Source organism: Acidimicrobiales bacterium (assembly GCA_036378675.1).
GTDB lineage: Bacteria > Actinomycetota > Acidimicrobiia > Acidimicrobiales > Palsa-688 > DASUWA01.
This window is the reverse complement of the sequence record DASUWA010000017.1, coordinates 20340-33146: the sequence shown is the minus strand read 5'-3', so window position 1 is coordinate 33146 and position 12807 is coordinate 20340. Positions and strand designations below refer to the sequence as shown.

The 12807-nt window shown below is 66.8% G+C and carries 15 protein-coding genes; all 15 read left to right on the top strand.

All coding sequences use genetic code 11. The annotated features are described in order from the left end of the window. The first annotated feature begins 39 nt into the window (after positions 1 to 39). Positions 40 to 1335 (top strand): histidinol dehydrogenase, encoded by a 1296-nt coding sequence (gene hisD, locus VFZ97_06960; protein HEX6393164.1) that lies wholly within the window; start codon positions 40 to 42, stop codon positions 1333 to 1335. Then, entirely contained in the window at positions 1335 to 2402 is a 1068-nt protein-coding gene (gene hisC, locus VFZ97_06955; protein ID HEX6393163.1) for a histidinol-phosphate transaminase, read from the top strand. The genes hisD and hisC overlap by 1 nt, the downstream gene beginning before the upstream one ends. Further along, positions 2392 to 2997: an imidazoleglycerol-phosphate dehydratase HisB gene (gene hisB / locus VFZ97_06950; GenBank protein ID HEX6393162.1), complete on the top strand. Its 606-nt coding sequence runs from the start codon at positions 2392 to 2394 to the stop codon at positions 2995 to 2997. The genes hisC and hisB overlap by 11 nt, the downstream gene beginning before the upstream one ends. Then, positions 2994 to 3605 (top strand): imidazole glycerol phosphate synthase subunit HisH, encoded by a 612-nt coding sequence (gene hisH, locus VFZ97_06945; protein ID HEX6393161.1) that lies wholly within the window; start codon positions 2994 to 2996, stop codon positions 3603 to 3605. Before hisB ends, hisH begins: the two co-directional genes overlap by 4 nt. A 5-nt stretch (positions 3606 to 3610) precedes the next feature. Next, the gene (hisA, locus tag VFZ97_06940) at positions 3611 to 4360 is read left to right on the top strand and encodes a 1-(5-phosphoribosyl)-5-[(5-phosphoribosylamino)methylideneamino]imidazole-4-carboxamide isomerase (GenBank protein ID HEX6393160.1); all 750 of its coding nucleotides are present in this window, start codon (positions 3611 to 3613) and stop codon (positions 4358 to 4360) included. Positions 4361 to 4365: 5 nt separating this feature from the next. Continuing rightward, entirely contained in the window at positions 4366 to 5136 is a 771-nt protein-coding gene (hisF, locus tag VFZ97_06935; GenBank protein HEX6393159.1) for an imidazole glycerol phosphate synthase subunit HisF, read from the top strand. Next, positions 5133 to 5456: a co-chaperone GroES gene (locus tag VFZ97_06930; GenBank protein HEX6393158.1), complete on the top strand. Its 324-nt coding sequence runs from the start codon at positions 5133 to 5135 to the stop codon at positions 5454 to 5456. Before hisF ends, VFZ97_06930 begins: the two co-directional genes overlap by 4 nt. A 40-nt stretch (positions 5457 to 5496) precedes the next feature. After that, positions 5497 to 5874: a phosphoribosyl-AMP cyclohydrolase gene (gene hisI / locus VFZ97_06925; GenBank protein HEX6393157.1), complete on the top strand. Its 378-nt coding sequence runs from the start codon at positions 5497 to 5499 to the stop codon at positions 5872 to 5874. Beyond that, positions 5867 to 7426 carry an anthranilate synthase component I gene (trpE, locus tag VFZ97_06920; protein HEX6393156.1) on the top strand — a complete coding sequence of 520 codons (1560 nt, stop codon included), beginning with the start codon at positions 5867 to 5869 and terminating at the stop codon, positions 7424 to 7426. Before hisI ends, trpE begins: the two co-directional genes overlap by 8 nt. Continuing rightward, positions 7419 to 8267, top strand: coding sequence for a hypothetical protein (locus VFZ97_06915; protein HEX6393155.1), 849 nt, complete (start codon positions 7419 to 7421; stop codon positions 8265 to 8267). The genes trpE and VFZ97_06915 overlap by 8 nt, the downstream gene beginning before the upstream one ends. Further along, entirely contained in the window at positions 8264 to 9169 is a 906-nt protein-coding gene (locus VFZ97_06910; GenBank protein ID HEX6393154.1) for a carboxypeptidase-like regulatory domain-containing protein, read from the top strand. Before VFZ97_06915 ends, VFZ97_06910 begins: the two co-directional genes overlap by 4 nt. A 61-nt stretch (positions 9170 to 9230) precedes the next feature. After that, a complete protein-coding gene (trpC, locus tag VFZ97_06905; protein ID HEX6393153.1) occupies positions 9231 to 10022 on the top strand; it encodes an indole-3-glycerol phosphate synthase TrpC in 792 nt (263 codons plus the stop codon). Then, entirely contained in the window at positions 10022 to 10738 is a 717-nt protein-coding gene (locus VFZ97_06900) for a phosphoribosylanthranilate isomerase (GenBank protein ID HEX6393152.1), read from the top strand. The genes trpC and VFZ97_06900 overlap by 1 nt, the downstream gene beginning before the upstream one ends. Continuing rightward, a complete protein-coding gene (gene trpB, locus VFZ97_06895; GenBank protein ID HEX6393151.1) occupies positions 10735 to 11910 on the top strand; it encodes a tryptophan synthase subunit beta in 1176 nt (391 codons plus the stop codon). The genes VFZ97_06900 and trpB overlap by 4 nt, the downstream gene beginning before the upstream one ends. Next, positions 11907 to 12713 (top strand): tryptophan synthase subunit alpha, encoded by an 807-nt coding sequence (trpA, locus tag VFZ97_06890; protein ID HEX6393150.1) that lies wholly within the window; start codon positions 11907 to 11909, stop codon positions 12711 to 12713. Before trpB ends, trpA begins: the two co-directional genes overlap by 4 nt. The last annotated feature ends 94 nt before the right edge of the window (positions 12714 to 12807 follow it).

Sequence of the window (12807 nt, the reverse complement as noted above, 5' to 3'; positions counted from 1 at the left end):
CCGTGTACGCCCGTCCGCGAACGTCACTTTCGAGGGTCGATGCTTAGACCCTTGGACCTGCGCGGGGCGACGGGCGACCTCAGGAAGCTCCTTCCGGCGCCCGACCTGACCGAGGACGGGCCCACCGCCTCGGTTCGGGAGATCCTCGCGATGGTCCGTGCCGGAGGCGACTCGGCGCTTCGTGACCTGACCGAGCGGTTCGACAAGGCCGTAATCGACGAGCTGCGCGTTCCGCCGTCCGAAGTCCGCGCCGCGCTGGACGAGATCCCCGGGGATTTGCGCGTGGCGCTACGTGTGGCGCATGAGAACATCGTGGACTACCACCGCGAGCAGCTGCGGCCGGATATCAGGCATGAAAAAGACGGGATCGTCGTGCGTGAGATCCGGCGCCCGGTCGAGCGGGCGGGGTTGTACGTGCCGGGCGGCAGGGCGCCGCTGGCATCAACGGTGCTCATGACCGCCGGACCGGCGCGCGTCGCCGGGGTCGGCGCGATCGCGATGTGCTCGCCCACCGGCCCCGACGGGAAGCTCGCGCCCGCGATCCTCGCGGCGGCGGCCATCGCTGAGGTGGACGAGGTCTACCGGGTCGGCGGTGCTCAAGCGATCGGGGCGATGGCTTACGGGACCGATTCGATCCCGGCGGTGGACGTGATCGTCGGGCCCGGCAACCGCTACGTGGCGATCGCCGAGAGGCTCGTCGCGGGCGAAGGCGCGGTTGGAGTTCCCTCGGCGTTCACCGGCCCCTCCGAGGTCGCCGTCGTGGCCGACGACTCCACCCCGCCCGAGTACGCGGCCGTCGACCTCGTGGTGCAGGCGGAGCACGGACCGGACGGCCTTGCCTACCTGATCACCTGGTCGCCCGAGGCTGCCGACCGGATAACACGCGAAGTGGACCGCATCGTTGCGGCATCTCCTCGACGTCAGGAGATCGAGTCGACCCTCGTCGGCGGCGGATATTCGGTCCTGGTCGACGGGCCGGAGCAGGCGATGGCCGTCGCCAACGCCGTAGCCGCGGAGCATCTCGAGTTGCTCAACGACGATCCTGAATCGCTCGTCCCCCTTGTCCGCAGCGCCGGCGCGGTGTTTCTCGGTCCTTGGGCGCCGGCGAGCGTCGGTGACTACGCGGCAGGCCCCAACCACGTCTTGCCGACGGCGCGTTCCGCGAGGTTCGGAAGCGCGCTGCGAGTCGACGACTTCTGCAAGTTCATCCATCTGGTCGACGTTGATCGGCCGGCCCTGGACCGCCTTGCTCCTCACGTCGCGGCCATGGCGAGAAGCGAGGGTCTCGCAGCTCATGCCGACTCGGTTCTGATCCGCGCCGGCGGCTCCCGCTGATGCCGCTGCCCGAGCCTCGCGAGGATCTCGGACTTCGCGAGGGATACCACTCTCCACAGGCCGTCGTGTCGGTTCGTCTCAACACCAACGAGTCGCCTTTGCCGCCACCCGCCGGCTGGTTGGGCGCGCTAGTCACCGAGCTGCGCGAGATTCCTTTCAACCGGTACCCGGATCGTTCGGCGATTCACCTCCGTAGCGCGCTGGCGGATTTCCACGGAGTGTCGCCGGATCAGGTGTTCTGCGCGAACGGGTCGAACGAAGTCCTCCAGTCGCTGTGCCTCGCATACGGCGGGCCGGGACGCGCCGCCGCTGTGTTCGAGCCGACTTACGCGCTGCACTCGCACATCGCTCATCTCACGTCGACCAAGGTCGTAGAGGGGCAGCGCCGTCCGGACTTCTCGCTCGACGTGGATGCGGTGAGGGATGTGGTTGGCGAGACGTCTCCGTCGCTGACGTTTCTGTGCTCGCCGAACAACCCGACTGGAATGGCAGAGGACCGCTCCAGCGTCGAGGTGGTGCTTTCATGCGCGCCCGGGTTGGTCGTGGTGGACGAGGCTTACGGTCAGTTTTCGGACTGGTCGGCGGTCTCTTTGGTTGAGGACTCGCGACCGCTAGTGGTCACCCGGACCTTCTCGAAGACGTGGTCCATGGCGGCCGCGCGGCTCGGGTATCTCATCGGGCCGGCAGAGGTCGTCACCGCCCTCGAGCGGGTGGCGCTCCCTTACCATCTCGACTCGTTCAAGCAGGCTGCGGGCAGGCTGGCTTTGGAGTTCGTGAGCGAGATGGAAGAGCGCGTTGGCCTCATCGTCAGAGAGCGCCAGAGAGTCGAGGGCGAGCTCGGAAAGCTTCCAGTGACGGTGTGGCCATCACAGGCGAACTTCGTCCTCTTCCGCCCCGAGCGGCGAAAAGGAAGCGAAGTTTGGCAGGGGCTTTTGGACCGATCCGTTCTGGTGCGCGACACGTCGTCGTGGCCGGGTCTGTCCGGATGCCTGCGGGTCACCATCGGAACGCCGGCGGAGAACGACGCTTTCCTGTCCGCTCTAAAGGAGGTTCTCCGTGACCGCTAGGAATCCGGTTGTGCGCGAACGCGCGACCAAGGAGACCTCGATCGTCCTTCGCCTCGCAATAGACGGCGAAGGGGACGTGTCAGTCGCGACCGGCCTTCCCTTTTTCGATCACATGATCGCCCAGCTCGGAAAGCATGCGGGGTTCGACCTTTCGCTGAAAGCGACCGGGGATCTCGACGTGGACGCGCACCACACCGTCGAGGACGCGGGCATCCTTCTCGGCGAGGCGTTCCGAGAGGCGCTCGGCGACAAGGCCGGCATTCGGCGGTTCGCGTCGATCGATGTGCCCCTGGACGAGGCGTTGATCTCGGTAGCAGTCGACTTGTCCGGACGTCCGTTCCTCGTGTACGAGGTCGACCCGGGAGCCGGCGGGGAGGCGTACCCGATCGGGAGTCCTCCGTTCGATCCACAGTTGGCTGAGGAGTTCTGGCGCGCGTTCGTTACCGCCGCCGGCATGACGTTGCACTTGAGAATGGTCTCGGGCCGCAACACCCATCACATTCTCGAGGCGTCGTTCAAGGGCGTGGCCCGGGCCTTGCGCGACGCGGTGCGGATCGAGGGTGGGGGAGTCCCTTCGACAAAGGGGACTCTGTGATCGCGGTCCTCGACTACGGCATCGGCAACCTTCGATCGGCGGAGAAGGCGTTGCAACGGCAAGGCGGCGACGCCCGGCTGGTCTCAGATCCGGACGAAGCCGCAACTGCCGCGTCGGTGGTGCTACCCGGAGTCGGAGGCTTCGGTCGCTGCATCGAAGCTCTACGCGACACTGGACTCGACAAGGTCGCCCTCGACGCCATCGAGTCTGGAAAGCCTTTTCTCGGTATCTGTGTCGGGATGCAAATGCTGTACGAAGGATCCGAGGAGTCGCCCGGAGTCACCGGCCTCGGTGTACTCCCCGGAATAGTGGAGAAACTTCCGGCGGGCGTGAAGGTTCCCCAGATGCAGTGGAACCAGTTGCAGCTCGAGGAACCCGGTCACGCACTCGTCGCCGGCCTCGGCCCGCAGCCCTGGGTCTACTTCGTGCACTCGTATTCGCCCCCGGCGGGCGATCCGGCGGTCGCGACGTGCGACTACGGAGGAAGGGTTGTGGCCGCCGTCGCGAGGGGGAACGTGTGGGCAACCCAGTTCCACCCCGAGAAGTCGGGAGCTGTCGGGCTGGAGATGCTGGGCAATTTCGTTCGGGCAGCAGAGGCGACCCGCTGAGCCAGGTGGAGCTCTTTCCGGCCATAGATCTGCGTGGCGGTCGTTGCGTGCGTCTTGTCGAAGGCAATTTCGACGACGAGACCGTTTACGGCGACGACCCTATCTCGATGGGACAAGCCTTCGCTTCGGCCGGCGCAAGGTGGATACACGTCGTGGACCTGGATGCCGCTCGAACGGGTGAACCGGTGAACCGGAAAGTGATCGCGGAACTGGCCTCGACCCTCGGCCATCGAGTCAAGGTGCAGACCGGTGGGGGAGTGCGTTCTCACGAAGATGCCGAGCAACTCCTCGATTCAGGGGTGGCCCGAGTCGTGGTCGGCACCGCGGCTTTGGAGAAGCCCGGCTTTCTGCGATCGCTGTGTCTCGAGTGGCCCGGAAGGGTGGCCGCCGGCGTCGACCATCGTGACGGAGAGCTTCGCTTGCGCGGATGGGAGGAGCGCGCGGGTGTGAAGGTCGCCGACGCAGTCGAGTCCTTTGCGGAGGCCGGCGCAGCAGCAGTCGTCGTCACCGACATATCACGCGACGGCAATCTCGCAGGCACGGACGTCGGCGGGCTCTCGGACTTGCTCGGCAGCTTCGAAGTTCCGCTGATCGCATCGGGTGGAGTGTCGGGGCTGGACGATCTCGAAACGCTCGCCGGATTGGCCTCTCCCGACGGCCGGCGTCTCGCAGGAGTGATCGTCGGCAAGGCCATCTACGAGGGACGGGTCGACGTCACGAGCGCGCTCGAGGTTCTTCGGGAGGCCGGCGGTTGAGAGCCGTGCGCGTCATCCCCTGCCTCGACGTGGACGCCGGACGGGTGGTCAAAGGGATCAAGTTCAAGAACCTTCGCGACGCGGGCGACCCGGTCGAGCTCGCTGCGCGGTACGACAGCGAGGGGGCCGACGAGCTCGTCTTCTACGACATCACCGCGTCGGCCGAAGCCAGGGAAACGATGGTTGACGTCGTCGCGAGGACTGCCGAGCAGGTCTTCATCCCGTTGACGGTCGGGGGCGGCGTGCGGACGCTGGAGGACGCCCGGCAGCTGCTTCGGGTCGGTGCCGACAAGGTGAGCGTCAACAGCGCTGCCGTCGAGCGTCCCGCTCTGGTCGACGAGCTGGCGGACACGTTCGGGACCCAGTGCGTTGTCGTCGGGATCGACGTCCGCAGGAACGAGCGCGGTGGCTTCGAGGTGTTCACCCACGGCGGCCGCAGGGCGACAGGGGTCGACGCGGTCGAGTGGTCGGCCGAGTGCGAAGCAAGAGGGGCGGGGGAGCTTGTTCTCAATTCGATGGATCGCGACGGGACTCGAGAGGGATTCGACCTCGAGCTGACCCGTACAGTCACCGACACGGTCGGAATTCCGGTGGTCGCGAGTGGCGGTGTGGGCCTCTTGCAACACCTGGTGGACGGAGCCGTGATCGGAGGCGCAGACGCGGTTCTCGCCGCATCTATTTTCCATTTCGCCGAGGCCAGCGTGGCAGAGGCCAAGGAGACCCTCGCGGCGGCCGGCGTCACCGTCAGGCCGGTCGAAGTAACGTTGACTGAATGAGCACGTCGCCGAAGCAGGCCGTACAGATGCTCACCGACCGGGTGCTGGTGCAGATTCCCCGGAGCGAAGGCGAGCGCAAGTCCCGCGCGGGCATCCTCATCCCGGCGACGGCTCAGGTGGCCCGGCGCCTCGCCTGGGCGGAGGTGGTCGCCACCGGACCTCACGTGCGATCGGTAAAGCAAGGCGACATGGTCCTGTTCAACCCCGAGGACCGCTACGAGGTCGAGGTGCAGGGCGAGGACTACCTGATCCTCCGCGAGCGCGACATCCACGCCGTCGCCTCCGAGCGGGTCGACGGCGGGACTGGCCTGTATTTGTAACTGCACCTTCTCCCGGGGCCGGGCCTCCTAGCATGGACGCATGCCTGTAGCAGTCCCGATCGAAGCCACGGCGGAGCAGCTCGCCCAGGTCAAGTACAACTCCGAGGGCCTCGTTCCCGCGATCGTGCAGGAGCACGGGAGCGGAGTTGTGCTGATGATGGCGTGGATGAACGCCGGCACGCTGGCGGAGACGCTCGAGAGCGGCAGGACCGTGTTCTGGTCGAGGAGCCGGCAGGAGCGGTGGCGCAAGGGTGACAGCAGCGGAGACTGCCAGTGGGTGAAAGCCGCCTACTACGACTGCGACGGGGACACGCTCCTCTTCGTGGTCGAGCAGGACGGCGCCGGCGCGTGCCACACCGGCGAGCACAGCTGCTTCTACAGGTCATTCGGCGCCGGCGACGCTGCGAGCAGTGACTAGCGGGATCTCACGCGACGAGTTCGCTTCTCTCGCCAGCGATTACAGCGTCGTTCCGGTGTGGCGAGAGCTGCTCGCCGACCTGACCACCCCGGTTGCGGCGTTCGCCCGGGTTACCGGAGACGATCGCGACGAGAGGGCGTTCCTCCTCGAATCCGTCGAGCACGCCGGGCCCTGGGGCCGCTGGTCGTTCGTCGGCCGCCATCCTTCGGCGACCCTTGTGTGCAAGGACGGGCGCATCGATGTCGAAGGGCGAATCCCTCCGGAGGTCCCCCTGCGCCAGGGGATCCTCGCCGCTGTCGAAGGACTGTTGAACCGCTACCGGTCCCCCGTGATCGAGGGCCTTCCCCCGCTTCATGGAGGGATCGTTGGATACCTCGGTTACGACGTGGTCAGAGAGGTCGAGCACCTCCCCGATATCCCGCCCGATGAGGCCGGCTACCCGGACGCAATCCTTTCGGTAGTCGGGCAGGTCGCTGCCTACGACTACTGGCGCCAGCGAGTCACCCTCATTGATGCGGTGCCGATACCGCCGGCTGCGGCGAGCAACAGGGCGCTGTGCGACGACCTGTACGACGCGGCGATGGCCAGGCTCGAGGTGTTCGCTTCCGAGGGAGCGCGTCCGATAGACGAGCCGATCGTCGTGCCACCAGAGCGTGACGACGAGCTTCCGGAGTTCACGCGGCGCACTTCGCCGGAGATGTTCGCCTCCGCAGTCGCAGTAGCCAAAGAGCACATCCTCGCAGGAGACATCTTTCAGGTCGTGCTCTCGCAACGCTTCGAGCTCGAATTGGAAGCCGAGGCCTTCGACCTGTACCGGGCCCTACGGCAGGTGAACCCGAGCCCGTACATGTACTACTTGCAGCATCCGGAGCTCTGTGTTGTCGGATCGTCGCCCGAGCCGATGGTGCAGCTGATGGGCGGCAAGGTCATCTCGCGGCCGATCGCCGGCACCCGGCGGCGAGGACGGACCGATGAGCACGACAGGCGAATGGCGGCCGAGCTCGTCGAGCACCCGAAGGAGCGCGCCGAGCACGTCATGCTCGTGGACCTCGCGCGGAACGATGTCGGTCGCGTCGTCGACTACGGAACCGAGAAAGTCGACGAGCTGATGACGCTCGAGCGCTATAGCCACGTAATGCATTTGACGTCGCAGGTCTCCGGACGGCTACGCGGCGGTCTCGGTCCGATCGATGTGCTTCGAGCGACGCTGCCGGCCGGGACTGTCTCCGGCGCGCCGAAGGTGCGAGCGATGCAGATCATCGACGAGCTCGAGCCGGCGAAGCGCGGCCCGTACGCGGGTGTGATCGGCTATTTCGATTTTTCGGGCAACCTCGACACGGCGATCGCGATCAGGACGATGCTCGTCGCACCGGACGGAACCGCGAGTGTTCAGGCGGGAGCCGGGATTGTCGCCGACAGCGACCCCCACGACGAGGATCTGGAGTGCCGCAACAAGGCGGCCGCCCTGCTCGCGGCGGTGCCGGGCGCCCGCCGCATGAGTGCCGCCCGGACGGCGAGAACCTCACGTCCAGAGGAGCTCGCAGGTGCCTGAGGCCTACGCGGTCTGGCTCGACCGCGACACTGTCAAGGCCGGCGGTCCGGAAGCTGCCGAGTTCCTGCAGGGGCAGCTCAGTCAAGACGTGCTCCGGCTCGACGAGGGGCAAAGCGCGTGGTCGTGGGTTCTGGCCCCTCAAGGAAAAATAGACGCCCTGGTCCGAGTCACCCGTCTCCCCGCCGACGACTGGCTTCTCGACACCGACCTCGGGTGGGGCGACGCGCTGGCCCAGCGGCTCAACCGATTCAAGCTCCGGACGAAGGTCGAGATCGAAAAAGTCGACTGGCGAGTTCTCGGCCTCCGCGGCGACGAAGCCCGTACTGCAGGCGAGCCAGCCAACAGCTTGGCCGTCGCTCCGTGGCCCCATGTTGAAGGGATCGACATGATCGGACCCCAACCCTCGGTGCCGGACGGCTGGAACGTAATCACGGACTCGGAGAACGAAGCCGCTCGAATTTTGTCCGGCATGCCGAAGATGGGCGCCGAGCTGGACGAGAAGACGATGCCCGCAGAAACCGGCCTCGTTCCCTTGACGGTCAGTTTCACGAAGGGTTGCTACACCGGTCAGGAGCTGGTGGCGCGCGTCGACTCGCGAGGGAGCAATGTTCCTCGACGCTTGCGTCTCATGCACGCTTCGAGTCCGATAGAGCCTGGCGCCGAGCTGGTGCTCGAAACAGGAGCTGTTGCCGGAACAGTGACGAGCGCCGCGCGAGAACCATCCGGCAGCTGGGTTGCGCTCGGGTTCACCAAACGCGGCGTCGAACTCCCGGTAACGCTCCTTGCGCGCACCGAAGGTTCTGACCTGGTCGAGGTTGGGGTCGAGGAGCTACCGGTTTGAGAACGTCGCGGGTGCGCCTGTTGTCGGTGCTGGTGGCGCTCGGGGCGTCGGTGCTCCTCGTGGGGTGCGGCGGTGTCGAGACCCTCAGCTTCCGCAAGCCCCCGCCCACTACGGCACCCCGTACGACATCGCCGCTTACCCTCCCGGGAGACCTGGCTTCGGTGCGACAGACCCCCGTTCCCGGTGCCACGACGACGACGCTCCCCAAGATCGGGCCGGGCAACGCGTCTATCACCGGGTCGGTTTTCGGTCCTGGGGGTCCGGTCGCCGGCGCGACGGTCGAAGTCGTGCGCCTGGTCGGAATCCAGCTCGCCTCTGCAAATGCGACTACGGCTGCCGACGGGAGCTTCACGATCGGCAACATTCTCGGGGGCCGCTACCGGGTCCGCGCCTGGCACAGCCCCGACCTGAGCATGACCTCTCCGCAGATCTTCTTCCTCGAGGGGGGTCAGCCTCACAACGTCACCCTGCAGTTGGTGGGGTTCAGCGGACCGGACATCGCCACGTCGGTCAATCCGAGCGTCCTCTACGTCGGGAACTCCGCGAACCTGCTCGTCCAGGCGACCACGCCTGCAGTTGGGTCCGACGGCGTGGTCCGGTACCAGCCGCTTGTAGGAACGACGGTCACCCTTACGAACGGTCCCGCCTGGACGGTCTACAACGGCAACCCCCAGACGACCGGCACCAACGGGCGGGTCCTGTTCCAGATCGGATGCTCGCAGCCGGGGGACAACCCTCTGAGCGTTACCGTCGGCTCCGCAAATCCCCAAACCGTTCCCACGCCCGCGTGCATCGAGCCGGCGCCACCGACCACGGCATGTACCCCCTCGACTTCGTCGACCACGACGTTGATCCGGCCAGGCGAGACGACCACCACTCAGCAACCCTGCACAACAACTTGAGGGCGCCGGCGGGGTTTGGGGCCCCGGCCGGGCCGAGTGTTATAGCTAGGCTCGGATACTCATGGCCACGTACCTAGACCGGATCTTGGCGGCGCATCGCGCCCGCGCCGCCGCCGATCGCAGGGATCTGGCCGACTTGTACGAGCAGGCGCGGGCGGCCCCAGCGGCGCGTCCGTTTTCCAAGAATTTGCGCGCCGGCGACGACATATCGGTCATCGCCGAGATCAAGCGAGCCAGCCCGAGCAAGGGCATGCTCGCCCCGGACCTGGACCCCGCCGCCCTGGCAGCAGCGTACGAGCGCGGAGGCGCCGCGGCACTCTCGGTTCTGACCGACGTCGAGTTCTTCTCCGGGTCGGCCGACGACCTGAAGAAGGCCCGGGCCGCCGTCGAGTTGCCGGTGTTGCGCAAGGACTTCACCGTGTCCGCCTCCGACGTCCTCGATGCTCGCATCATGGGTGCCGACGCAGTGCTGCTCATCGTCGCGGCTCTGTCGACGTCCGAACTTGCTGACCTCATCACGGTGGCCAGGTCGGTCGGTCTCGAGGCGCTCGTCGAAGTACACGACGAAGAGGAGGCCGGCTTGGCGCTCGAGACGGGTGCGACCCTCGTCGGCGTCAACCAGCGAGACCTGGTGACTTTCGATGTGGACACTCGGCGTGCTGTCCGTGTCGCCGGCGTGCTGCCGGCCGGTGTCGTACGCGTCGCGGAGTCGGGTGTCGCGTCGGCCGACGATGTGAAGCCGCTCGCGGACGCGGGATTCGACGCTGTCCTCGTTGGCGAGTCTCTGGTTCGCTCGCCGGATCCGGAGCGCGCCGTACGCGAGTTGCGCACGTCGGAGAAGACGGCACGCTGATGTTGGTCAAGGTGTGCGGCACGACGTCCGAGGAGGACGCGCTTCTCGCGGTGGCGATGGGCGCGGACATGGTGGGATTCGTGTTCGCACCATCGCCACGACAGATCGCTCCCCAAATCGCCGGGGACATCATCAAGCGGCTCCCGAGGGAGACCATCCCGGTGGGCGTGTTCCGCGACGAAGCCCCGGAGCGGGTGCTGTCCATCGCTCACCTGGCCGGCTTGAAGGCAGTGCAGCTCCACGGCCACGAAAAGCCCGAAGTGGCCCAGTGGCTGCGGACCCGGGTCCCGTGGGTGATCCAGGCGTTCCCTGCCGGCGATGTTCGCGTGCGCAGGGCAGCGGATTACGGAGCGCATGCAATTCTCCTCGACGCCCCGAACCCGGGTTCCGGTCAAGTGTTCGACTGGGCGATGGCCGCGGAGGTTCCGGTGGGGCAGCGGTTGATGATCGCCGGCGGGCTCAATCCGGGCAACGTCGCCGCGGCCATAGCGCGGACGCAACCCTGGGCGGTCGACGTGGTGACAGGCGTCGAGCGCGAGCCGGGGAACAAGGACCCGATCAAGGTGCGGGAGTTCATCGCAGCGGCGAGAGCAGCCGAAGCCGAGCTCGAGCGTGAGCACGCTCCTCTGGTCAGAGCCGATAAGGGCTCTGGCGACAGTTCCGCCGCCGACGTGGAGGACGAGGTCGGCCTCTACGACTGGCAGGAGGAGGTATGACCGCCCCCGTGAACATGGGAGAGCCCGCGTCGGACGGCAGGTTCGGGGACTTCGGAGGCCGGTTCGTCCCTGAAGCCCTCATACCGGCGTGCCTACAGCTGGAGGAATCCTTCCGGGCGGCGTGGGCCAGCGAGGACTTCCGGCGTCGTTACGACGACCTCCTTCGTGACTACGCGGGACGCCCGACACCGGTTAGCGAGTGCAGGCGATTCTCCGAAGAGCTGGGAGTCAGGGTGCTGCTGAAGCGCGAGGACCTCACCCACACCGGTTCGCACAAGATCAACAACGTCATCGGTCAGGGACTGCTGACCCTCGAAATGGGCAAGTCCCGCATGGTGGCCGAGACCGGGGCCGGCCAGCACGGGGTCGCCGCGGCCACAGCGGCGGCGCTCTTCGGGCTCGAGTGCGTCGTGTACATGGGCGAGGTGGACACCGCGAGGCAGGAGCTGAACGTGTTCCGGATGCGCTTGCTCGGGGCGGAGGTGAGACCGGTTCGCTCCGGCAGCCGCACCTTGAAGGACGCGGTGAACGAGGCTCTCCGAGATTGGGTCGCCACCGTCGAGGACACCCACTACTGCCTCGGATCTGTCATGGGCCCTCACCCGTACCCGTGGATGGTGCGCGAGTTCCAGAGGGTCGTGGGCGAAGAGGCACGGGAGCAGTGCCGATCCCTGATCGGCGGGGACCCCGACATCGTCGTCGCGTGTGTGGGAGGAGGGTCGAACGCGGCGGGAACGTTTGCCGGGTTCGTCGACACTCCCGCTCGGCTGGTCGGTGTCGAGGCCGCCGGCGGTTCCGCGATCGGCCACGGTGTGCCGGGGATCCTGCACGGGATGCGTTCCTTCATCCTCCAGGACGAGTGGGGACAGATTTTGGAAGCCGAATCGATCTCCGCCGGTCTCGACTATCCGGGGATCGGACCGGAACACGCCTACCTCGCCGACATGAAGCGCGCGTCGTACGAGAGAGCGACCGACGCCGAGGTACTCGACGCGCTGCAGTTGCTGTCCCGCACCGAGGGGATCATTCCTGCGTTGGAGCCCGCGCACGCGCTCGCTTGGCTGATCCGTGCGGTCCGAAGCGGCGAGGTCGAGAGAGACTCGGCGGTTCTGGTCACCCTGTCGGGTAGAGGGGACAAAGACGCCGAGCAGGTGATGAGGTTGTTGTCTTGAGTTCGGCATCCGAGGAAGTGGCAAAGGGCGTTCCGCTGGATCCGGCGCTGCGGTCGGCACGCGATTCCGGGCGCAAGCTGCTCGTCACATACGTGACGGGAGGCCTTGGAAGCGATTGGACCGTCGCGCTAGAGGCGATGATTGCCGCAGGTGCGGATGCGGTGGAGATCGGGCTGCCGTTTTCGGATCCGGTTATGGACGGCCCGACCATCCAGGAGGCGTCGGTGCAGGCGCTGGCAGCTGGTGCGACCCCGCCGGCGATCCTCGATGAGCTGGCCCGGCTCGAGCCCGGTGTGCCGCTGGTGGCGATGACCTACTACAACCTCGTTTTCCGGGCGGGTCACCACCGGTTCGCCACCATGCTCGCCGGCGCCGGCGTCCGAGGAGCGATCCTTCCCGACCTCCCGCTGGAGGAGTCGGCCGGGTGGGAGACCGACGCAGCCGAAGCCGGCGTGGAGACCGTCCTTCTCGCGTCCCCTGTCACGCCCGACGAACGTCTGGCTGAGATCTGCGAGCGAAGCCGCGGCTTCGTCTATGGCGTAAACCTCATGGGGGTGACCGGTGAGCGCGACACCCTCGCCAAGTCCGCCAGCGTGCTCGCCAAGAGGCTGAAGGCAACGACCGACAAACCCGTCGTCATGGGCTTCGGGATCTCCACTCCGGACCAGGCAGTGGCGGCAGCAGCCGAGTCGGACGGTGTGGTGGTCGCATCTGCCCTGATGCGTTTGCTGCTCAGCGGGGCGGGGCCGGCGGCCGTCGGGGACGCGGTGGCGGCGATACGAGGGGCTCTCGACCGGGGCTGACGGCGGCTGTTTGTTTGGTGCTGCGTGTGTTGGGTGCTGGGTGTGGTTGGTCAGCGTGTGGTTGGTCACCGTTTGGTTGGTGGGCGGTGTGGTG